Origin of the sequence: Corynebacterium sp. (genome assembly GCF_030532325.1) — a bacterium.
Classification (GTDB): domain Bacteria; phylum Actinomycetota; class Actinomycetes; order Mycobacteriales; family Mycobacteriaceae; genus Corynebacterium.
The window spans coordinates 48,314-69,547 of the sequence record NZ_JAUNLS010000006.1; the positions used below are offsets into that span (position 1 = coordinate 48,314).

The 21,234-nt window shown below is 63.9% G+C and carries 17 protein-coding genes; 9 read left to right on the forward strand and 8 right to left on the reverse strand.

The features are described 5' to 3' along the window. Nucleotides 1-5: 5 nt before the first annotated feature. The gene (locus tag Q4E25_RS04970; RefSeq protein ID WP_303154697.1) at nt 6-638 is read right to left on the reverse strand and encodes a response regulator transcription factor; all 633 of its coding nucleotides are present in this window, start codon (nt 636-638) and stop codon (nt 6-8) included. Continuing rightward, nucleotides 635-1,744 carry a sensor histidine kinase gene (locus Q4E25_RS04975; RefSeq protein WP_303154699.1) on the reverse strand — a complete coding sequence of 370 codons (1,110 nt, stop codon included), beginning with the start codon at nt 1,742-1,744 and terminating at the stop codon, nt 635-637. Before Q4E25_RS04975 ends, Q4E25_RS04970 begins: the two co-directional genes overlap by 4 nt. A gap of 52 nt (nt 1,745-1,796) precedes the next feature. Here Q4E25_RS04975 and Q4E25_RS04980 point away from each other — a divergent pair, with 52 nt between their 5' ends. After that, nucleotides 1,797-2,339, forward strand: coding sequence for an HNH endonuclease family protein (locus Q4E25_RS04980; RefSeq protein ID WP_303154700.1), 543 nt, complete (start codon nt 1,797-1,799; stop codon nt 2,337-2,339). 98 nt (nt 2,340-2,437) lie between these two features. Further along, nucleotides 2,438-2,881 carry a DUF2269 domain-containing protein gene (locus Q4E25_RS04985; protein WP_303154702.1) on the forward strand — a complete coding sequence of 148 codons (444 nt, stop codon included), beginning with the start codon at nt 2,438-2,440 and terminating at the stop codon, nt 2,879-2,881. Nucleotides 2,882-2,972: 91 nt separating this feature from the next. On the opposite strand, the gene Q4E25_RS04990 is transcribed toward Q4E25_RS04985, so the two are convergent. Continuing rightward, a complete protein-coding gene (locus Q4E25_RS04990; protein ID WP_303154704.1) occupies nt 2,973-4,982 on the reverse strand; it encodes a DEAD/DEAH box helicase in 2,010 nt (669 codons plus the stop codon). Nucleotides 4,983-5,092: 110 nt separating this feature from the next. Between Q4E25_RS04990 and Q4E25_RS04995 the strand changes: the two genes are divergently transcribed. Both Q4E25_RS04995 and Q4E25_RS05000 read left to right on the forward strand, forming a co-directional pair. Continuing rightward, complete coding sequence (locus Q4E25_RS04995) at nt 5,093-6,025, forward strand: SGNH/GDSL hydrolase family protein (RefSeq protein WP_303154705.1); 933 nt, start codon at nt 5,093-5,095, stop codon at nt 6,023-6,025. A 574-nt stretch (nt 6,026-6,599) separates the two neighbouring features. Beyond that, nucleotides 6,600-7,439, forward strand: a complete 840-nt coding sequence (locus tag Q4E25_RS05000; protein WP_303154706.1) for an endonuclease domain-containing protein — start codon at nt 6,600-6,602, stop codon at nt 7,437-7,439. A gap of 42 nt (nt 7,440-7,481) precedes the next feature. Here Q4E25_RS05000 and hutI read toward each other — a convergent pair whose 3' ends face one another. The 4 genes from hutI to Q4E25_RS05020 form a co-directional block, all read right to left on the reverse strand. Further along, nucleotides 7,482-8,660: an imidazolonepropionase gene (hutI, locus tag Q4E25_RS05005; protein ID WP_303154709.1), complete on the reverse strand. Its 1,179-nt coding sequence runs from the start codon at nt 8,658-8,660 to the stop codon at nt 7,482-7,484. A gap of 26 nt (nt 8,661-8,686) precedes the next feature. Further along, on the reverse strand, nt 8,687-10,363 hold the full coding sequence (locus Q4E25_RS05010) for a urocanate hydratase (RefSeq protein WP_303154712.1): 1,677 nt from the start codon (nt 10,361-10,363) through the stop codon (nt 8,687-8,689). 259 nt (nt 10,364-10,622) lie between these two features. After that, entirely contained in the window at nt 10,623-12,188 is a 1,566-nt protein-coding gene (gene hutH, locus Q4E25_RS05015; RefSeq protein ID WP_303154714.1) for a histidine ammonia-lyase, read from the reverse strand. A gap of 184 nt (nt 12,189-12,372) precedes the next feature. Next, a complete protein-coding gene (locus Q4E25_RS05020; RefSeq protein WP_303154716.1) occupies nt 12,373-13,110 on the reverse strand; it encodes an IclR family transcriptional regulator in 738 nt (245 codons plus the stop codon). Nucleotides 13,111-13,301: 191 nt separating this feature from the next. Here Q4E25_RS05020 and Q4E25_RS05025 point away from each other — a divergent pair, with 191 nt between their 5' ends. From Q4E25_RS05025 to Q4E25_RS05035, 3 genes are read left to right on the forward strand one after another with little or no spacing between them, the layout of a single operon-like run. Continuing rightward, nucleotides 13,302-14,468 carry an acyl-CoA dehydrogenase family protein gene (locus Q4E25_RS05025; RefSeq protein ID WP_303154719.1) on the forward strand — a complete coding sequence of 389 codons (1,167 nt, stop codon included), beginning with the start codon at nt 13,302-13,304 and terminating at the stop codon, nt 14,466-14,468. Between the two features lie 18 nt (nt 14,469-14,486). Then, complete coding sequence (locus Q4E25_RS05030) at nt 14,487-15,641, forward strand: CaiB/BaiF CoA-transferase family protein (protein WP_303154721.1); 1,155 nt, start codon at nt 14,487-14,489, stop codon at nt 15,639-15,641. Between the two features lie 11 nt (nt 15,642-15,652). After that, a complete protein-coding gene (locus Q4E25_RS05035; RefSeq protein ID WP_303154723.1) occupies nt 15,653-16,993 on the forward strand; it encodes a YjiH family protein in 1,341 nt (446 codons plus the stop codon). Between the two features lie 250 nt (nt 16,994-17,243). Here Q4E25_RS05035 and Q4E25_RS05040 read toward each other — a convergent pair whose 3' ends face one another. Next, on the reverse strand, nt 17,244-18,590 hold the full coding sequence (locus Q4E25_RS05040) for a YjiH family protein (protein WP_303154725.1): 1,347 nt from the start codon (nt 18,588-18,590) through the stop codon (nt 17,244-17,246). Between the two features lie 153 nt (nt 18,591-18,743). On the opposite strand from Q4E25_RS05040, the gene Q4E25_RS05045 reads away from it, so the two are divergent. Both Q4E25_RS05045 and hutG read left to right on the forward strand, forming a co-directional pair. Then, nucleotides 18,744-20,186 carry an amino acid permease gene (locus tag Q4E25_RS05045; RefSeq protein WP_303154729.1) on the forward strand — a complete coding sequence of 481 codons (1,443 nt, stop codon included), beginning with the start codon at nt 18,744-18,746 and terminating at the stop codon, nt 20,184-20,186. 80 nt (nt 20,187-20,266) lie between these two features. Beyond that, a complete protein-coding gene (gene hutG / locus Q4E25_RS05050; protein ID WP_303154731.1) occupies nt 20,267-21,226 on the forward strand; it encodes a formimidoylglutamase in 960 nt (319 codons plus the stop codon). The last annotated feature ends 8 nt before the right edge of the window (nt 21,227-21,234 follow it).

Here is a 21,234-nt window from a genome sequence, read left to right on the forward strand (position 1 = left end):
GCTCGCTAGATCCTGAACTGGGTCAGCGAGACCAAGTGCGCCCGCGAATCGGCGTCGAAGCGGCGCATGAGCTGGGAGACCCGCTTCTTCACGCTCTGCTCCGAGATCCCGAGGCGGTGCGCAATCTGCATATTCGTCAGCCCCGCGTGAATGAAGGAGAGAATCTCCTTCTCCGCGGGGCTGAGCGCTACCCGCCCGTTGTCCGTCAGCGAGGGGTGGTGCAGCACCGAGCGATCCACCAGGCGGGTGGTCAGCTCCGGGCTTAGACTCGTGCGGCCCTCCAGAGCAGTGCGCACCGCGGCGATGATCTCCGCGGGCTTGGAGCCCTTGATGATGTAGCCGGAACCGCCGTGGGCGAGGATGCGCAGGAGGGCGTCGTCAGTGTCGAAGGCCGTCATGGCCACAAAGACCGGCGGCGAGGGCAGGTTCTGAATGTTGGCCAGCAGTTCGATGCCATCGACATCGGGCATGCGGACGTCGGAAAGCACGGCGTCGCAGGAGTTGTACTGCAACCAGAAGAGGGCCTCGCGCCCGGAGCCGATGGTCTGCACCACCTCCATGTCCTCCTCCGTGCTGAAGTAGACGGGCATGTCCTCCAGGATCATGGGGTCATCATCCACCAGCAGGATGCGGATCAACGCTCTAGCCTTTCTCCTCGCTCGGGCGCGCTCATCGGCGCACTGAAGATTACTTCCCAGTAGTTGGGCGTGGCGCACACCAGCGCCGAACCGCCCACGGCGGACATCGTCCGCGACATCGATTCTAAGCCCAGGTTCGAGGACTCCCCCCTGCTCTCCGCGGCCACCCGGTTGCGCAGGCGGATGGAAACCTCATCCCCGGTGCTCGCGTCCAGGCTGACCGTGCTTCCCGCCGCGCCGTACTTGATGATGTTCGCCGTGGCCTCATTGAGGCACTGGCCCAGCGCGGAGTTGAGCAGCTCCCCCTCGCAGGGCTCGCCCAGCTGCAGGGTGGCGCGCACCGGAAAGCCCGCGGACTCCAGCTCGCGGCGCACGTGGTTGAGCAGCGCGGGCAGGGAGTACACGGTGGCCTTGCGCGCGCTCTGCTCGGCCGTGCCCAGCTCCTTGACCAGCCTACGGGTATCCTTCATGGCCTTGCGCGCGGAGTGCGCGGCGTTCTCCAGCTCCTCGCGGCGCTCCGGGGTGACAATGGCCAGCTTTTCCAGCTTGACGGTCAGCGCGGTGAGATCCGCGGCAACGGTATCGTGCAGCAGGATGGCCAGCTCCTTGCGGCGCTGGCGCTGGCGGGCTTCGTGGGCCAGGCGCTGCGAGGTGTGCAGGGCAGAAATCCAGCCCACCGCGATGCACGCGCCGAAGAGCACATCCATGACAAAGACCGAGATGAACTCGAACTCACCGCTGCGCCGGTAGACCAGCACGTGCTCCATCACGGTGATGGCGGCGGCCGAGCCAATCGCCCACACCAAGTGCCCGTGCCAGGCCACCATGCCCGCCACCGGGAAGATGGCAAAAGTGGCCAGCCCCAAGGACACGCCGAGAGCATCCGAGAGCACAATGCACAGCAGCGCCGCGATGACCGCCACCCGCGGCAGGTACACGCTCAGCGGCAGCAGCCCCACAAAAAGCCCGATGCCGAGCTTGACCTGAAAGCTCAGCGCGGCGGCATCGAACTGCCAGAAGGTGTACAGCGCCCACAGGATGGCGGCGATAGCCGTCATCACCAGGGCGATCGTGCGCGGGCCCGTGCGAAGCACCTCAATTCTCATGCCAGAGACAGTACCGGGGAACCAACGACATATGGGCGCAGTCTAATAGATCGTGAACTTTCGTACCCTCTATGTGGCCACCCTCGGGGGGATTACCGCCCTGCTGGGCGCCTACCAGTTTCTGCCCGGCCCCAGCCTGGGGGTGGCCACCGTGCCCGCCCGCGTGGAGCTCCCCGGCTACGTGCGCGAGGACTTCGGCGGTTGGCTGCCCGGCACCAAAGACGCCGTGCGCGCCAGCCAGATGCGCGCGGGCGTACTCTACGATCCCTATGCCGACGCCCCCGCCCCGGCCCGCGTGGAAGTCGACCACGTCTTCCCCCTCTCGGCGGCCTGGGACATGGGGGCGGCCACCTGGCCCGCGCAGCGCAAGGCGGAGTTTGCCAACGATCCCCTCAACCTCGTGGCCACCGACCGCGCACTGAACCAGGCCAAGTCGGACAAGCTGCCCGCCCAGTGGCTGCCGCCCAAGCGGCGCTGCGACTATTCCAAGCGGCTGGCTGCGGTGGCCATCAAGTACCAACTACCCCTGCCAGCTGCGGATCATGCGGTGATGCGAAAGCAGTGTCGATTAGATATCCTCCTGCATCCTCGTTAAGCTGTGCCGGGGTTGCCCCTGTTGAAAATGAACCGGAAAACAACACGCGGGCAACGTTGTGAACTCGACGCCGCGCGCCGGCACTGAAAGGCTCCCCCATGGTTAACCTCTTTATTTTCCTGCACGTCATTACCGCGATTCTGTTCATCGGTACGATCTGCATCGCCACCTCCGCCTTCCCGGCCCAGCTGCCCAAGGCCGCGGCTGGCGATGCCTCCGCTCAGGGTGCTGCGTCCATCCTCAACCGCATCACCACCTCCTATGGCTACATCTCCGCCATCGTCCCGGTGCTCGGCGTGGGCGTGTTCCTCATGGATCTCAACACCTACAAGTCTGAGGTCCAGTTCCACATCGCCCTTCTGCTCTCCGTCATCGCCTGGTGCGTGCTCTTCTTCCTGGTTATCCCGAAGCAGAACAAGGCCATGGCTGCCCTGGCAGGCGCCGAGAGCGCCGACGTGCCTGCCCTGAAGAAGAAGCTGGGTATGTTCTCCGGCATCTTCAACCTGCTGTGGATGATTTGCGCCATCCTGATGTTCGTCTAAGCATCCAGAAAACACGAAGCCGGGCTTCCTCTCACTCTGAAAGGAAGCCCGGCTTGTGACGTGTTGGGGGTTAACCAACCACTGGGGTTAACTAACGACGCCCCCTGTAGCCGCCACGGCGCCCGCCGCGGTGATCATCGCGGCCACCGTCACGGTCACGCCAGCCGCCGCGGCGCCCACCGCGGTCATCGCGGTCACGGCGCGGCGGGCGGCCGGTGTCCTTGGCGATGTTAATCAGCTGGCCCGAAATGCGGGTGTCCTTGAGACGGTCCAACACGGCCGGATCCAGATTCTTGGGCAGATCCACCAGGGTGTGGCCCACCGCGATGGTGATGCGGCCAAAGTCCTTGGAGGACAGCCCGCCCTCGTTGGCCAGCGCGCCCACGATGGCACCCGGGCGCACGTTCTGGCGCTTGCCCACGTCCAGGCGGTAGGTCTCGAAGTCCCCGTCCGGGCGCCGCGGGCCGCGGTCACGGCCGCGGCGATCATCGCGGTCGCGGAAGCCGCGGCGGCCGTCACGGTCACGGTCGCGGTCGAAGCGCTCGCGCTCACGGCGGTCACGCTTGGAGCGCGGCAGCTCCTTGAGCAGGAACTCGGTGCCATTTTGCAGCTGCACGGCCAGCGAGGCGGCGATGTCATCCATGGCCACGTCGTTATTCGCCGAGTACTCGCGCACCATCTCGCGGAAGAAGTCAAACTGCTTATCCTCGATGTGCTCGCCGATAGCCGCGAAGAACTTCTCTTTGCGCTTGGCGTTGACCTCATCCACCGAGGGCAGATCCATCTCCTCCAGGCGGGCGTTGGTCACGCGCTCAATGGAGCGCAGCATGCGGCGCTCGCGCGGGGTGACAAAGAGAATGGCCTCGCCGCTGCGGCCCGCGCGGCCGGTGCGGCCGATGCGGTGCACGTAGGACTCGGTGTCATTGGGAATGTCGTAGTTGAGCACATGGGTAATGCGGTCCACGTCCAGGCCGCGCGCGGCGACGTCAGTAGCCACCAGGATGTCCAGGCGGCCGTCCTTGAGCTGATCCACGGTGCGCTCGCGCTGCTGCTGGGCGATGTCGCCGTTAATGGCCGCGGCGTTGTAGCCGGCGTCGCGAAGCTTGTCCGCCACCTCTTCGGTCTCGTGCTTAGTGCGGCAGAAGACGATGATGGCGTCGTACTCAATGACCTCGAGGATGCGGGTGAACGCGTCCATCTTCTGGCGGTGCGGGGTCAGCAGGAAGCGCTGCGTGATGTTGTCGTTGGTGCGACGCTCAGACTTGACCGTGACCTCGGCCGGATCGTGCAGGTAGCGCTTGGACAGGCGGCGGATGCTGTTGGGCATGGTGGCCGAGAACAGCGCGACCTGCTTGTCATCCGGGGTGTCCTCCAGGATGCGCTCGACGTCCTCCTGGAAACCCATGTTGAGCATCTCGTCCGCCTCATCGAGCACCAGGAAGCGCAGCTGGGAGATGTCCAGCGAGCCCTTCTCCAGGTGGTCGATGACACGGCCCGGGGTGCCCACGATGATCTGCGCCCCGCGGCGCAGGCCGGAAAGCTGAATGCCGTAGGCCTGGCCGCCGTAGATAGGCAGCACCTCGATGCGGCCAAGGTGGTCAGCGAAGGACTGGAAGGAGTCCGCTACCTGCAGTGCCAGCTCGCGCGTGGGGGCGAGCACGAGTGCCTGGGGGTGGCGTTGGGAGGGATCGATCTGTGCCAGGACCGGCAGCGCGAAGGCCGCGGTCTTGCCGGTGCCGGTCTGGGCCAAGCCCACGACGTCGCGGCCGGTCATCAAGATCGGGATGGTTTGCTCTTGGATTGGGGAGGGCTTGGTAAAACCAACCTTGGCCACAGCGTCCTGGACGTCCTGTGGAAGGTCGAGGTGCGCAAACCCCTGGGACTCGTCGTTGGCCGAATCAGTAGATTCAGCGCCGGTTTCCTCAGAAGTTGCCGCAGCCCTAGTGTCATCAGCGACAGCGCCCTCAGCGGCAGTGTCATCCTTGACATTCGACGAGGCGTTCATGGCCTCATCCCTTTGCGAGTTTTCCTGAGATTCCGACTGGTTAAAGGTATCGTCCGGCTCGTTCACGCCGCCGGTGGCGTTATCGGTAATGCTCATTGCTTCGTCCAGAGTACGGCACCGGCCCACAATAAGCTATTGCATTGACAAAGCGCTGGCCACGGGCGTGCCGTTTAGTATGCCCGCCCGCGCGCGTTAGACTCGTGCGCATGATTCTGCCCGCCGCCCGCCCGCGCACCCGCGCGGCCGTGTCTGCCCTCATGGCAACCCTGGCGCTGGTGGCAGGTTGTTCCACCCCGCCCGCGGGCCAGGACCTCGCGCCGGAGTTCTCTCCTTCTACTCCGCATCCCGCCCCAGCACCGCACGCTTCTTTGGCGGGCCTTCACTACGTGGCGCTCGGCGATTCCTACGCGGCCATGGGCAGCCGCGGCAGCACGGCCAGTGGCCCCCAGCTGTGTATGCGCGCGCAGGACAACTACCCCACCGAGCTCGCGCGCCTGACCGGCATGCGCTTGGAGGACAACACGTGCCAAGGCGCTATCACCACCCACATCACCGGCCAGCGCTCCGGCGACGGCACCGGTGACGTCCTGCCCGCCCAGGCCGAGGCCCTCAGCCCCGCCACCGACGTCATCTCCTTGAGCATCGGCGGCAACGACGCTGGCTTCGGCCTTCTGGCCGGCTGCGCCTCCGGGGCAACCAACCCGGACGCTCTCAAGGACTGCAAGGGCTGGCTCACCCCGCAGGTCGACGCCTCCCTCGGCGCACTTCCGGATCGCCTCGACGCCGTCTACACCCAACTGCGGGAGCGCGCGCCGCACGCCCGCATCATCACCACGGGCTATCTTCCCCTCTTGGCCGCCAGCGACAACTGCGAGTTCGCCTCGCTCATCAACGCCACCGACCGCCAGTGGCTCGTCGAGCACATCAACGCCATCAATCACACAGTGGCCGAGGCCGCCGCCCGCAACGGCGCGACCTTCGTGGTGCCCGAGCGCTCCGAGGAGCACACCGGCTGCGCCCCCGCGCCGCAGCGCTGGACCGACTTCACCGGCGCGGAGACCGACTCCTTCCCCATGCACCCCACCGCCGAAGGCCAGAAGGCCATGGCCGCCGCCATTGCCGACGCCCTCCGCGCCTAGCCCAGGCCTAGCCCGGGCCCTCCCTCACTTCTGCCCGCTTTCCCGCCGAGTCTCCCACCACTGCTCACCTTCCCCGCCCACCTCCCTCCCACTTTCCTATCTTCTTCGCGCCCAAAAATCTCCCAGCTTCAAAAACACGCTCCAAAAGCCCCCGATCCGACCCCCAAAATGAAGCTGGGAGACATCCACGCCCCACAAGGCCCACTTTTAGCCACCAAAGCCCCTCCACCCCCAAACACTTCCCCGCCGCGAAACCCACCATCCGCGCCCACAAGACTCCCAGCTTCAAAAACACGCCCCCAAAGCCCCCAATCCGACCCCCAAATTGAAGCTGGGAGGCCTTCGGGGTCCTTCGGCGAGCGGAGTGAGCCCGTTGCCGCTACTCTGAGAGGCAGCCTCGGCGCCTCGAGGGCCCTCAACAGGGAGTAGGAGCGCGGGGAGCAACAGGAAGTTCCGCCACAGACAGAGCAACAAGAGCAAGTACACAAAAGGGCCTCGAGGCTCCTCGTGACGTGCGAGGTGGGCTTCGGGAAAGAATCCGGCAATATATCCGGGGAAAATTTCGGGGGAAAGTATGGAAGGAATCGTCGGCACGCGCGGCATGTCCAAGTCGCTGCGCAGCTCCGCAGTCAAGATCACTCGCGGCCTCTACGCACCGCAGGAGCCTACGCCTTTGGAGCTGGCGCACATCGTGACCAAGCACTGGCCAGACCTCGCGCTCGACGGGTACTCGGCGGCCAACCTCTACCTAGGCAAACCGCTTCGCTTCCCCTTGCAGCTGGCCCGCAAGAACGGCTTGAGCAACACCCGCTTCTTTCAGTGCCGCCGCGCAAAGCCGGTCGGCGCGGCCACCCGCCAGGGCATCAGGGTATGTAATCCCCTGCAAATCACCGAGATCATGGGAGAAGAGGACGCCACGTACTTCCTCGAAGAGCACTTCGCTGGTCCACGCGGCCACGAGCTAGTACACACGGCGAAGAAGGACTTCCACAGGCTTACCCTGCACTCGCAGCGCGCTTTGGATACCGCGGTTATCGGCGCGGATAGCCACCCGGAACGCCAGCTCAGCAAGGCGCTGCGCACATACTTCGACGTACGCAACAATGTGAGGCTGGCCGGCTACCGCTGGGATGTGTTCATCGAGAAGCACAACATCGCCATTGAGGTCGATGGCTTCGCCCACCACCGACGCGATGACCGCCGGCAGTTCGAAATCGACCACCACAAGCTCAACGACGCCTCCCTCGCCGGCTACCGCCTCCTGCGATTTACCGCCACCACCATCGAGTTTCACCTCGGCTACGCGGTGGACCAGGTGCGCGCCTTAGCCGCTGGGCGCCACCCCACCAGCCAGCCACCCTGGCAGTGGCACTGGCTGTGGCGCCACGAGAACGACCCCTACAACGCCCTGTAGCACATGGCCCTATAGCACAGGGCCATGTAATACAAGCCCTGCCTAGCTCACCTCGCGGCCAGCCACGAAGGTCTTCCAGGTCATTGGCATGCCTGGGCGGTAGGCCAGGTGAATGGCACTCGGCGCATCGAGCACGTGCAAGTCAGCAGCCGCACCAACCACCAGGGTGCCCTTGGCCGGGCGTCCTTGCGCATCGCGCCCGCCGCCGACGTCCTGGCGGCGCAGGGCCGTGGCCCCGCCGCGGGTGGCCGCGGCAATCGCCTCGTCCAGCGAGAGGTGTTGCTGCAGCACAGCCGTGGTGACGCAGAAGTTCATCGAGGAGGTATAGGACGTGCCCGGGTTGAGGTTGGAGGCGATGGCGAGGGTAGCGCCGGCGTCGAGAAGCCTGCGCCCCGGGGCCAGCGGCTGCCGGGTGGAGAGATCGCAGGCCGGCAGCATGGTGGCCACCGTCTCCGAGGAAGCCAGCGCCTCAACGTCGGCGTCGCTCAGGTAGTTGACGTGGTCCACGCTGGCAGCGCCCAGCTCCACGGCGAGTGCCACACCGGGGCCCTCCCCCAGCTGGTTGCCGTGCACGCGCAGGCCCAGCCCGCGGGCCTTGCCGGCCTCAAGGACGCGGCGGGACTGCTCCTCGTTGAAGGCGCCGCGCTCGCAGAAGACGTCGATCCACTGCACGTGCTCAGCCACGCCGTCGAGCATGGGGCCGACTACCTCGTCGAGGTAGTCCTCGGCCTCCGCGCCCGGCGGCACGAGGTGCGCGCCCAGAAAGGTGACGTCATCGACGTGCGCCGCGGCCACCCGGGCGGCCTCCACCTCGGAGGCGGTGTCCAGCCCGTAGCCGGTCTTGGTTTCCAGGGTGGTGGTCCCGCCGCGGTGGGCGGCCGCGATGCGCTCTTTAAGGAGCCGCTCCAGCTTCTCCGCGCCGGCCGCGCGGGTGGCGTCCATGGTCACCGCGATACCGCCGGCCTGGTAGGACTCGCCTGCCATGCGGGCCTCGAACTCCGCGGAGCGGTCGCCGTCGAAGATCATGTGGGTGTGGGAGTCCACCCACCCCGGCAGGACGGCGCGCCCGCCAAGGTCCACGGCGTGGTCGGCAGCCGGGGCCTTACCCGCCGGGCCGATCCAGGTGATGATGCCGTCCTCGGCGATGAGGGCGGCATCCTCAAGCGTGCCTGCCTCGGCGACGGTGCGCAGCTCCGAGATTCCGCGAAACAGTGTGGACATGATTCTCCTTCCTGTGGGGTGGGCGTTTAGTCGCGCGCGGTGAACTCCATGGGGATGCGCACGCCGCGCTCGTCGGCGACCTCCTTGGCGCGAGTGTAACCGGCATCCACGTGGCGGATAACGCCCATGCCGGGATCGTTGGTGAGCACGGCGCGCAGTTTGGCGTCGGCCAGCTCGGTGCCGTCGGCCACCGTGACCTGGCCGGCGTGGATGGAGCGGCCCATGCCCACGCCGCCGCCGTGGTGGATGGAGACCCAGGTAGCACCCGAGGAGACCGCGGTCATGGCGTTGAGCAGCGGCCAGTCCGCCACGGCGTCGGTGCCGTCAAGCATGGACTCGGTCTCGCGGTAGGGCGAGGCCACGGAGCCGGAGTCGAGGTGGTCGCGGCCGATGACAATCGGCGCCTTAATCTTGCCCTCGCGCACCAGCTGGTTAAAGAGCAGGCCGGCCTTGTGGCGCTCGTCGTAGCCCAGCCAGCAGATGCGGGCGGGCAGGCCCTCGAACTCCACGTATTCCTCGGCGGCGTCGAGCCAGTTGTGCAGGTGCTCGTTGTCCGGGAAGAGCTCCTTGAGGGCTTGGTCGGTGACCTTGATGTCCTCCGGATCGCCGGAGAGCGCGGCCCAGCGGAAGGGGCCCAGGCCCTCACAGAACAGCGGGCGGATGTAGGCCGGCACGAAGCCCGGGAACTCGAAGGCGCGGGTGTAGCCGGCGCGGCGGGCCTCGTCGCGGATGGAGTTGCCGTAATCGAAGACCTCGGCGCCCTCGTCCTGGAATTCCACCATGGCCTGGACCTGGGCGGCCATGGACTCGCGGGCCTTCTTGGTGAAGGTGGTGGGATCGGCCTTGGCCTCGTTAAACCAGTCCTCCACGGCGATCTCGGTGGGCAGGTAGCTCAGGGGATCGTGGGCGGAGGTCTGGTCGGTGACCACGTCCACGGTGAGCTCGCCGGCGCGCTGGCGGCGCAGAACCTCGGGGAAGACCTCGGCGGCGTTGCCTACCAGGCCCACGGAGAGCGGGGTCTTGTCCTTCTTGGCGGCGAGAACGAGCGTGAGGGCTTCGTCGAGATCGGTGACCACCTCATCGAGGTAGCGCTTCTGCTGGCGGCGGCGCAAGCGGGTCTCGTCGACGTCAACGATGAGCACCACGCCCCCGTTGAGCGTGACGGCCAGCGGCTGCGCTCCGCCCATGCCGCCACAGCCGCCGGTCAGGGTCAGCGTGCCGGCCAGGCTGCCGCCGAAGCGCTTCTTGGCCACAGCCGCGAAGGTCTCAAAGGTGCCCTGCAGGATGCCCTGGGTGGCGATGTAGATCCAGGAGCCGGCGGTCATCTGGCCGTACATCATGAGGCCCTCGTCCTCCAGCTTGCGGAAGTGCTCCCAGTTGGCCCAGTCCCCCACCAGGTTGGAGTTGGCGATGAGCACGCGCGGGGCCCACTCGTTGGTCTTCCAGATACCTACCGGCTTGCCGGACTGCACCAGCAGGGTCTCGTCCGACTCCAGATCCTTAAGCGCTGCGACGATGGCGTCGAAGGCCTCCCAGGAGCGCGCCGCGCGGCCGGTGCCGCCGTAGACCACGAGGTCCTCGGGACGCTCTGCGACCTCGGGGTCGAGGTTGTTCATGAGCATGCGCAGCGGGGCCTCGGTTTGCCAGGACTTGGCGTTTAGCTCCGTACCGCGGGGTGCGCGGACTTCGCGGGGTTGAGACATCAAGCATCCTTTCATCAAACGCACCTGCCCGCGCAAGCTCAGGCGGCGAGGGCCGGTTTCCCGGGGCTGTCCCCCTGCCGCCTGCCTGCGCGCGCAGTGTGCTGCGGGCAATTCCTTTCCTTCAACGTAATGGTCGCCACATCACCGATGAAGCCCCACAGGACCCCGTCTGTCTGAGATTCCAGACAGTCCCGCTCAGCGCACGAAAAAGGGCCCCGCCGAGGCAGGGCCCAAGTCCTTTACCGTCAGCGCCGTTGTATCAGCGCAGCGCGCCGACGGCCTCCTCGACCGCCGCGATCAGCTCTCCCTCCTTGACCAGGCGCACGGTCTCCTCGATCTCCGGGGAGAGGAAGCGGTCCGTGCCCGGCCCTTCCACGGTTTCGCGCAGCTTGGCAATGACCACCCCGGTCCCCCGCGCCGGCTTACCCTGGCGCATGTCGATGGCCCGGGCCGCGGTGAGGATCTCGATGGCCAGCACCCGCTGCAGGCCGTCGACAGCCTTACGCAGCTTGCGCGCAGCCGACCAGCCCATGGAGACGTGATCCTCCTGCATAGCGGAGGAAGGAATAGAATCCGCCGAGGAGGGGTTGGCCAGGCGCTTGAGTTCGGAGACGATGCCCGCCTGGGCGTACTGGGCGATCATGTGGCCGGAGTCGACACCGGGGTCGCTGGCAAGAAAGGCGTTGAGGCCGCGGTTACGCGCGACGTCAAGGAAGCGGTCTGTGCGCCGCTCCGAGATGGAGGCCAGGTCAGCGGCCACGATGGCCAGAAAGTCCAGGGCGTAGGCCACCGGCGCGCCATGGAAGTTGCCGTTGGAGACCACGCGGCCGTCCAGGGCCACCACCGGGTTATCCACCGCGGCGGCCAGCTCGCGGGCGGCCACCTGCTCGCAGTGGGCCAGGGTATCGCGGAAACCGCCGGCCACCTGGGGCGCGCAGCGCACCGAGTAGGCGTCCTGGACCTGGTTCTTCTTGAACTCCTCCAGCGCCGCGGCGAGGATCTCAGAGTCCGCGGCCACCGCGCGGATGTTCGCCGCGGAATCCGCCTGGCCGGGGTGTGGGCGCAGCTGCTGCAGGTCATCGGCGAAGACCACCAGCGTACCCAGCAGGCCCTCCACGGTCATGGCAGTGGCGATATCCGCAGTCTTCGCCGCCGCACGCAAATCAGTCAGCGCCAGGCAGAGCTGGCCCAGCATGCCGTCGGTGCCGTTGATAAGCGCCAGGCCCTCCTTCTCCCGCAGCACCAGCGGCTCGATGCCCGCGGCCTGCAGGGCCTGGGCGGCCGGGATAACCTCGCCGCCGTCGACGCGGACCTCACCCTCCCCCAGCAGCGCGAGCGCGCAGTGCGCCAGGGGCGCCAAGTCACCGGAGCAGCCCAGGGAGCCGTACTCGCGCACCACCGGGTGGATCTTGGCGTTGAGCACCGCGGCGTAGGTCTGTGCCACCTCCGGGCGCACGCCGGTGCGGCCCGTGCACAGGGTGGACAGGCGCAGCAGCATGGTGGCGCGGATGACCTCGGTCTCCACCTCCGGGCCGGTGCCCGCCGCATGGGAGCGCACCAGGGAAAGCTGCAGCTGGGCGCGCATCTCCTCGGGGATGTGGCGGCGGGCCAGCGCGCCGAAGCCGGTGGAGATGCCATAGACCGGCGTGGGATCCTTGGCCAGCTTCTCGATGTGCGAGCGGGTGGCGGCCACCTCCTCCAGGGCCGCGGGATCAATCTCCACGGCGGCGCCGTAGCGGGCCACCGCCACAACCTCCTCGATGCTCAAGGCACCGATTCCCACAGTCACGGTGCTGGGGTAGGCGGCAGAAGATGAAAAAGACATGTAAGGCTCCTTAGAACACGATCCGTGCTGACAAACGCAAGCACAGCGTCACTCACGCGCCGCACGCAGAAACTACGCAATGACCACGCAGGGGCAATCCCGGTGGGCGGGCACAGATTGAAAAGATCGGAAGATCAGGTGACGCGCGACAGCCTTACGCGCTGCCCACATAGTACACCTCGCACTAAGCACCCGTGCCGTACATTTTGACAGAAACGTCGCCCGCGGCAGCCTGTAACTCAGCGGCCACAGCGGCGGCATCCGCCGTGCCCACCGGGAAGGTCACCGCCAGCGCGGCGGCCGGCCGGCCCAAATGATCTCTAATGGGCACGCCCACCGAGGCCTGCCCGCGGGAGACCTCCTCGACCTCCTCGGCCCATCCGCGCTGGCGCACCAGCTCCAGGCTCGTCAAGAATTCTTGAAAGCTGCCACGGGCGGGCGTGGTGGAAAAGACGGCCCGCCACTCCGGCTCCGGAAGCAGGGAGAGCATGGCCCGCCCGGAGGCCGTCGTCTGCGCGGATAGCCGCACGCCCTTTTCCGTGACCAGGGAGGCCGCCCCCGGCGCGCGGACCTCCTGCAGATAGACAATCTCACTGCCCGCCAGGCGGGAAAGGTGCCCGGAGCCGGACACCAGCGCGGCGATCCTGTCCAGGTGCCGGGTGGTGGCGCGCACCAGCGGCTGCTGGGTCACGTACGCCGAGGCCATGGCGTAGGCCGCCATGCCCAGGCCATAGGTCTGGTTCTCCGGGATGTGCACCACGAAGCCAGCTTCTACCATCTCGTTGAGCAGGTGGTAGGTGGTCGAGCGCGGCAGATCCAGCTCCGCACGGATGCGGGCGGCGGAAATGGGCACATCAATCGATGACAAGAGCTTCAAAATAGCTAAAGCATTTCTTGCAGCCGGTACTTGCGCCCTCGACAAAGCTTCTACCTCCAGTTTTAGCCCCTCACGCCTTGGCACCAGGCCAACGCCAGTCTCGCATACAAGACCTTAGAGGAAATTTTGCTACTGCTTTCTTGATTCCCGCTTTGTAGCCTATGCCATACGAGGTGGTCTACGTAACACTTTACGCCTCAGTGTGTGTCACGTTACCTATAAGATTGGAGGAACTTATGCCAGGCCGCTATCCAAATGGGGACTTTTATGGTTTTGAGAAGGACCTATCTTCGGAAGAACTCGAAGTACTTCACAAAGTCCGGAATTGGACCCACGAAAAGGTTCGTCCGATTGCTACCGACTACTGGAACCGTTCCGAGTTTCCGCATGAACTACTGCCGTCCATTCAGGATCTGAACATCATCAGTTTGGTTCGCCAGCAGGGATACTCGCCTCTCCTCGCTGGGCTTGTCACCGCAGAAATCCACAGGGCAGACGCCTCCGTCGGAACGTTTTTCAGCGGGCACGATGGACTTTTTACCGGCTCAATCGAGCTGCTGGGCTCAGAGGAGCAGAAAGCCCGGTGGCTGCCCGACTTTTACAGTGTCGAGAAGACTGGCGTTTTTGCGATCACCGAGCCCGATGCGGGCTCTGATGTCGCCCAAGATATGTCGACAACCGCCACCAAAGTCAAAGGCGGCTGGGTACTCAACGGCGCAAAGCGATGGATTGGTAACGCAACATGGTCCGACTACGTAATCATTTGGGCGCGAGATCCTGAAGACAACAACGTGAAAGGCTTCGTGGTTGATACTTCCTCAGACGGCTATGAGGCTAGCCTGATGCACAACCGCATCGCACTGCGAGCGGTCCAAAATGCTGACATCACCCTCACAGACGTATTCGTTCCGGATGACTACAAACTTGCTCATGCCAACAGCTTCAAAGACACCAACAAGGTTTTGAAGTCAACTCGCTCGACAGTGGGCTGGCAAGCAGTCGGCCTTCAGATGGGGGTCCTTGACACAGCACTGGAGTACACCGGAAATCGCCATCAATTTGGCAAACCACTCGCTGGATTTCAGATCAATCAATCCAAGCTTTCAACCATCCTGGGGAATCTTATCGCCTCTGAGTCCATGATGGCTGCTCTCGCGCGTTTGGAAGCACGGGGCGACGACCACAACGAGCACTCAGCATTGGCAAAAGCTCACGTGACCAAGATGATGCGCGAGTCCGCAGCTTTGGGGCGCGAGCTACTGGGCGGCAATGGAATCATCTCCGACTTCACAGCGGCAAAGCATTTTTGCGACGCGGAAGCCATCTACTCCTATGAGGGAACGTTCGATATCAACCAGCTGGTAGCGGCCCGGTCCATTACTGGGCTCTCCGCTTTCGTCTAGGGCTAAGAAAGGATTGCAATGGAACATACTCCACAAACTCATTCCCTTGAAGGCATTCGAGTCTTAGACATGTCCCGCGTATTGGCCGGACCTTTCTGCTCCATGATCCTGGCGGATTTGGGGGCAGAAGTAATAAAAGTTGAAACACCGTGGGGAGATGACTCGCGTAGCTTTGGCCCCAATTTCAACGGAGATTCTGCCTACTACAGGCTTTTCAACCGCTCCAAGCAGGGCATCACACTCAATCTCAAGCACAACGCCGACAGGGAAAAGCTCAAAGAATTAGCAAAGCGCGCAGATGTCATCGTCGAGAATTTTCGTCCCGGGGTAATGGAAAAGCTGGGGATCTCTCCGGACTTGCTCCGGAAACTCAACCCTAGCCTCATTGTCACAAGCATCAGTGGCTTTGGGCAAAGCGGTTCCCTCAGTAGCGCTCCAGCTTACGATTTAGTAGCCCAGGCAATGAGCGGAATCATGTCCATTACAGGTTGGCCTGGAGGCCGCGCGACGCGAGTCGGTATCAGTATCGGTGACCTAGTGCCTGGGCTCTATGCAGCAATTGGAACTTTGGGCGCGCTGCAAGAGAGAACGCGAACGGGTACGGGCCAGCACGTGGACGTTGCAATGTTTGATTCGCTGGTTTCAATACTGGAATCAGTCGCAATGCGCGACCTCTACGAGGAAGGCATTCCTACCGCGGTGGGTAGCGACCACGCGATGACTGTGCCTTTTAGCACATACCGCGTTGACGATGGTGAAGTGGTTATTGCCGTTCTCAATGAGAAACTATTTGGCCGTCTAACCCAAGCACTCGGCCTGGAGTTTATGGTCGATGACCCAAGATACAATTCGAATACCGCTCGCCGAGAGCACCGTGAAGAAGTCCGCGACATTATCGAGAACGCTCTCAAAGGCATGACCGAGAAACAGGCATTACAAAGACTCCAAGAGTTCGGCGTTCCAACGGCACCGGTCCACTCCGTAGACGAAGCCCTCCATGGAGCCATTGGAACCGAGCGCCAAGTTCTATTTGCGGAATCCGACGGTTTTCAAACGCTGCGCTCTCCCCTGCGTCTAACTGGTTCACGTGTTCCAGAACCAGCACCCCAGCTGGGCGAGCATAATCACCGCATTGCTACGTGGCTGACAGAGCCGGTTCGCAACTCGTCCTGAATGGAGAAGTCATGACAAACTCCACTAAGAGCAATGACACTCTCGTCACTCCTCCTGCCAACCATTCTTGGAGGTTCTTCGTCTATAGCGGTCTGGGTATCTTTGCATTTTTCGTGCCCTTCCCCATTGGAGACGAGAACACAATTCTGTTGGATCATCTTGTCGGGCTCATCTCCGCAGTGCTCGGAGACAATGCCAAGTTCGTGGCACTGCTATTGATCGTCGCTGGCGCGATTATGCCGTTTGTCAATGGAGCGTGGAAACGCTCCATAGCTCGAAAGGTGTTCGCAGTACTCAACGTTTTTGCGGTTGTGATCACCGCAATGCTGATATTCGATTGTGGACCGAACTTTATTTTCGCTGAAAACTTGGGGCCATTCCTCCTCGATAAACTAGTGATCCCCGTTGGGCTACTCATTCCGGTCGGCGCTATCTTTCTTGGGCTCCTCGTTGGATTCGGCCTGATGGAATACATGGGTGTATGGGTCCAACCCATCATGCGCCCCTTGTATAAAACACCCGGACGGTCAGCGATTGACGCCGTCGCATCTTTCGTGGGCAGTTATTCACTCGGACTACTGGTCACGAATAAGGTGTACAAGTCAGGCGGTTATACAGGAAAAGAAGCAGCAATTATTGCTGCCGGTTTTTCCACAGCATCAGCGACTTTTATGGTCGTCATCGCTCGAACTCTTGATCTCATGAGCGTATGGGGAATGTACTTCGGTGCCACTCTCATTGTGACGTTCATAGTCACAGCGGTGATGGTTCGGATCCCTCCGATTTCGCGCATTCCCGAGGATTTTTATCCCGGGGCAGAGCCCAATCCTGAGACGCAGGCCACCGGCAGCCGTGCGCGGATCGCGTGGGAAGAAGCCAAAGATGTCTTGAGACAATCCCCTTCGGTGTGGCGAGTTCTTTGGACCCATTTCCGCGATGGTCTTCTCATGACGATGCAAGTTCTTCCAGGCATCATGTCGGTCGGATTCTTGGGCTTGACGGTCGCGTTTTACACCCCAGTGTTCACCTATTTCGGATACTTGTTCTTCCCTTTGCTCTGGATCCTGGGAATACCTGACCCTGTTCTCGGTTCGGAAGCACTAGCAATTGGATTGTCCGAGCTATTCCTGCCAGCAACGTTGGTAGCAGGTTCCGAGTCCGATGTCTTGCGTTTGCTTATCGCAATCGTCTCCGTATCCCAAATATTCTTCTTCTCGTCGATGGTTCCCTCTGTGTTGGCCACCGAAATACCCCTGTCCATCAAGAATATGGTCATTCTGTGGTTTGAAAGAGTCATACTTTCTACACTTGTAGCAGCCCCGTTCGCTTACGGCATCGCCGCTGTGATGTAGCTCTTCGAGCGGCGCATCGGGACAGGCAACAAGGCGCCGAACGCGACTTCACTGAGTATCTCCACCGCGCGTCCTCCGTGGGAGACGTTAGCGGTGGACCTTGCTCACAGCCGTCTCGGCGCCTTCGTCTGGGCTTGATCGCAGTATCTTCATCAAGGTCCGAACCAGTTCAACCAGTGGTTTAAGGGTTTAATGCCCCCCCCCTGAGATGTCAACTTCTTACGTTTGCGCGGAATGAGCTCCCCATTCCTCAGCACACCAGGTACCCAATTGGCGTGGCGATGAGGATGGTGAGCACCACACGCTCAAACCAGATAACCACCATGTGCCACAGCTTCACCGGGATCTTGGTGGCCAGGATGCAGGGCACCAGCGCGGAGAAGAAGATGATGGCGGAAACAGCTACCACTCCGATGACAAAGCGCAGCACCAGGTCCGCCGAGTCTCCCACCACGGTGGCAGGCAGGAACATCTCCGCAATGCCCATGGCCGCGGCCTTGCCGGCCAGGGCGGGCTCGGGCAGCTGCACCAGCCAGGCGAAGGGATAGAAGAGGTAGCCCAGCCAGTCAAAGAGCGGGGTGAAGTTGGCCAGTAGCAGGCCGATGAGCCCCACGGACATGATGGAGGGCACAATCGCCGCGGCCATGCGCACGCCGTCGCGCAGGTTCTCCCACACGGCCACGCCCAGCTTCGGCGCGCGGTCCAGGGCCAGCAGCGCCTCGCGCCAGGCGGTGGACAGGTAGGCACCCTCCACAGGCTTTTCGGGGTCCTGCTCGGTGTTCTCGTAGTACTCGTTGGGGATGATGCTCAGCGGCGGGATCCACACGGTGATCGCCGTGACCACGAAGGTGACAATCAGCGCCACGCCAAAGTAGATGCCCCACATGTCCATGAGATCCAGCTGCTTGGCCACGATGACCATAAAGGCCGCGGAGACGGTGGAAAAGCCGGTGGCGATGATGGAGGCCTCGCGGGCGGTGTAGCCGCCGCGCTGGTAGACGCGGTCGGTGATCATGATGCCCAGGGAGTAGGAGCCCACGAAGGAGGCGACGGCGTCAATAGCCGAGCGCCCCGGGGTGCGCCACAGCGGCCGCATGACCGGCTGCATGAACACGCCGACGAACTCGAGGAAGCCGTAGCCGATGAGCAGCGCCAGAAAGGCCCCGCCCACTGGGACGATGAGCCCCACCGGGGTGGCAATGGAGTTCCACAGGAAGGGCACGATGTTCTCATCGGCCAGCACGCCGGGCAGCTTGTCGATGACCATGAGGAAGGACACCACCAAGCCCACCACGTTGAGCACGGTGAAGACCGCTGGCAGCGCGCCCTGCCTCCAGTTCTTGTTCACGATGCTGCGCGCCGTGCCGTAGAGCGCCAGCGCGAGGATGAACCAGGGCACAGCGGGCGCGGCGTAGTCCCTAATGATGGTGACGATGTGATCTAGGGGGATGGATTTCTTGCCCTGGTAGGTAATGGGGAAGAAAAAGACGAAGGCGCCGATGGCGCTGTAGACAAAGAGCCGCCAGATTCCCTTCTTGCTGGGTACGGCGTCCTCGGACTCGTAGTAGGCGTCGACGAAGGTGTCATCGGTGTGCATAAAACCGCCTTAAGGCTTGGGTGGCGTGGGCATGAGTTCACGCCCGCACGACAGCCTTGCGCGGGGTTGCCGTTACTATACTTGTTTAGCTTGGCTTTTGTCAGCCGTTTCTGTGAATCCGCTCACGCCACCCGCAACCGCAGAGGAGAATGCATGTCTGTGCCTCCCGCAGGCCAGCCCGCCGCCCAAACCACCACTCAGCTCACCGTCAGGCGCAGGGGTCTCAAGCACCGACACCTCCACTTCATCGCCTTGGGCTCGGCCATCGGCACCGGCCTCTTCTATGGCTCCGCCAGCGCCATCCAGGCCGCCGGCCCCTCGGTGCTGCTGGTCTACCTGCTCGGCGGCGCGGTGATCTACTTCCTGCTGCGCGCGCTCGGTGAGATGTCCGTGCACCACCCGCTCACCGGCTCCTTTGCCGAGTACGCTCGCGCCTACCTGGGCAACTGGGCCGGCTACATCACCGGCTGGATGTTCGCCTTTGAGATGGTCATCGTGGCTCTGGCGGATCTCACCGCGATGGGCGTGTACATGCAGTTCTGGTTCCCGGACGTACCCAAGTGGATCTGGGTGGCGGCCACCCTGCTCATCGTGGGCGGGGCGAACCTGGCCACCGTCAAGGCCTTCGGTGAGCTGGAGTTCGCCTTCACCATCATCAAGGTGGGCGCGGTGGTGGCCATGATTGTCGGCGGCCTGGCGGTGCTGGCATTCGGGCTTTCCGACGCCGCCACCACCGGCCCTGCCAACCTGGTCAACGATGGCGGCTTCTTCCCCAACGGCTCCTCCGGCATGATCGCCTCCTTCATCCTGGTGCTCTTTGCCTTCGGCGGCACGGAGATCGTCGGCGTGGCCAGTAGCGAGGCCGAGGACCCTGAGGTCTCTGTACCCAAGGCGGTCAATACCATCCCGGTGCGCATCCTGCTGTTCTACGTGCTGGCCATCCTGGTCATCCTCATGATCAACCCGTGGCGCACCATCACCGGCGAGCAGTCCCCCTTCGTGCAGATCTTCGACACCCTGGGCGTGAACTGGGCGGCCGGCCTGCTCAACTTCGTGGTGATCACCGCCGCCATTTCCGCCATCAACGCCGATCTCTTCGGCGCGGGCAACGTGCTCACCGGCATGGCCAAGCAGAACCTCGCCCCGCAGATCATGTCCAAGAAGGCCCGCGGCGTGCCGGTGATGACCATCGTCATCCTCATCATCGTGCTCATCATCGGCACGGTGCTCAACGCCCTTATCCCGGATAACGTCTTTGAGATCATCGCCTCCCTGGCCACCTTCGCCACCATCTACGTGTGGCTGATGATTCTGCTTTCCCACGTGGCCTCCCGCCGCCAGATGACGCCCGAGCAGGTCGCCGCCCTCACGTACAAGGTGCCGCTGTGGCCCTGGGGCCAGTACTTTGCCATCGCCTTCATCCTCTTTACCTTCGGCATCATGGTCTGGCAGCCGGAATACCGCATCTCCCTGGCGGTGGGCGTGGGCTTCATCCTGCTGATGACCGCGCTCTTCTACGCCGGCGGGCGCCACCGTCTGCCCCACCCCGATATTGAGGAGGCCGCTCGCGCCGAGGCGCAGAACGCGCAAGACTAGGCAGGCACACACCGGCACAACCAACGGCAACTCGGCCGCCACCAACAGCGTATGGCCACCACCCACAGCGAAGGAGCCCAATGAACACCGTCGACGCACCCCTGTACACCCCCGCCCCCGAGTGGAGCGGCCGCAATGACGGCCCCGGCCCGGAGCACGCCCGCTGGCACAGCAGCATTAGCTCGCTGGATATCAACGCCGCGGCGGAATCCTCCCCCGGCGTGGCACTCCTGGGCTTTGCCTCCGACGAGGGCGTGCTGCGCAACGGCGGGCGCCAGGGTGCCGCCGCCGGGCCGGCCGCCATCCGCGCGGCGCTGGGGTCCCTGGCCATCCACCACGGGCAGGCGCTGTACGATGCCGGCACCATCACCACCCAGGGCACAGATCTGGAGGGCTCCCACGCCGCGCTGACTAAGGCCACCTCCGCCCTCACCGCCGCCGGGCACCTGCCCATCATCCTGGGCGGTGGCCATGAGACCGCCTTCGGCTCCCACCGCGGTGCGCACGCAACCTACGGCCCGATGAAGGTCATCAACCTCGACGCCCACTTTGACCTGCGCCAGGCTGAGCAGCCCACCTCCGGCACTCCCTTCACCCAAATCGCCGCGCTGGTGGGCGAGGAGAACTTTGATTACTCCGTCTTCGGCATCTCCGCACCGAACAACACCGCCGTACTCTTTGATGAAGCCGCCCGCCTGGGCGTGGACATCGTCCTCGATGAGGAGCTAGTAGAGATGAGCGCTGCCGCCGCCGCTGAGCGCGCCGTGGCCGCCTGCGATGAGCACTCCACGGTGCACCTGTCCATTGACCTCGACGTCCTGCCCGCCTACCAGGCCCCCGGCGTTTCTGCCCCGGCCAGCCTCGGCGTGGCTTTCACCCACATCCGCGCCATCGCCGTGGCCCTGGCCCGCACCGGCAAGCTGGGGCTTGTGGACGTCGTCGAGCTCAACCCCACCTACGACATCGACGGCCGCACCGCCAAGCTGGCCGCCCGGCTCATCGACGACATCACCACCGGCCACCTCGCCGCCACCGCGTAGAGCCACGC

What these genes read in the sequence shown, in the direction of transcription:
- hutH (WP_303154714.1), bottom strand. Translation starts at nt 12,188, where the DNA reads ATGTCTTTTTCATCTTCTGCCGCCTACCCCAGCACCGTGACTGTGGGA.
- Q4E25_RS05000 (WP_303154706.1), top strand. Translation starts at nt 6,600, where the DNA reads ATGGAAGGAATCGTCGGCACGCGCGGCATGTCCAAGTCGCTGCGCAGC.
- Q4E25_RS05030 (WP_303154721.1), top strand. Translation starts at nt 14,487, where the DNA reads ATGGAACATACTCCACAAACTCATTCCCTTGAAGGCATTCGAGTCTTA.
- Q4E25_RS05045 (WP_303154729.1), top strand. Translation starts at nt 18,744, where the DNA reads ATGTCTGTGCCTCCCGCAGGCCAGCCCGCCGCCCAAACCACCACTCAG.
- Q4E25_RS05040 (WP_303154725.1), bottom strand. Translation starts at nt 18,590, where the DNA reads ATGCACACCGATGACACCTTCGTCGACGCCTACTACGAGTCCGAGGAC.
- Q4E25_RS04975 (WP_303154699.1), bottom strand. Translation starts at nt 1,744, where the DNA reads ATGAGAATTGAGGTGCTTCGCACGGGCCCGCGCACGATCGCCCTGGTG.
- Q4E25_RS05025 (WP_303154719.1), top strand. Translation starts at nt 13,302, where the DNA reads ATGCCAGGCCGCTATCCAAATGGGGACTTTTATGGTTTTGAGAAGGAC.
- Q4E25_RS05035 (WP_303154723.1), top strand. Translation starts at nt 15,653, where the DNA reads ATGACAAACTCCACTAAGAGCAATGACACTCTCGTCACTCCTCCTGCC.
- Q4E25_RS04995 (WP_303154705.1), top strand. Translation starts at nt 5,093, where the DNA reads ATGATTCTGCCCGCCGCCCGCCCGCGCACCCGCGCGGCCGTGTCTGCC.
- hutI (WP_303154709.1), bottom strand. Translation starts at nt 8,660, where the DNA reads ATGTCCACACTGTTTCGCGGAATCTCGGAGCTGCGCACCGTCGCCGAG.
- Q4E25_RS05010 (WP_303154712.1), bottom strand. Translation starts at nt 10,363, where the DNA reads ATGTCTCAACCCCGCGAAGTCCGCGCACCCCGCGGTACGGAGCTAAAC.
- Q4E25_RS04990 (WP_303154704.1), bottom strand. Translation starts at nt 4,982, where the DNA reads ATGAGCATTACCGATAACGCCACCGGCGGCGTGAACGAGCCGGACGAT.
- hutG (WP_303154731.1), top strand. Translation starts at nt 20,267, where the DNA reads ATGAACACCGTCGACGCACCCCTGTACACCCCCGCCCCCGAGTGGAGC.
- Q4E25_RS04985 (WP_303154702.1), top strand. Translation starts at nt 2,438, where the DNA reads ATGGTTAACCTCTTTATTTTCCTGCACGTCATTACCGCGATTCTGTTC.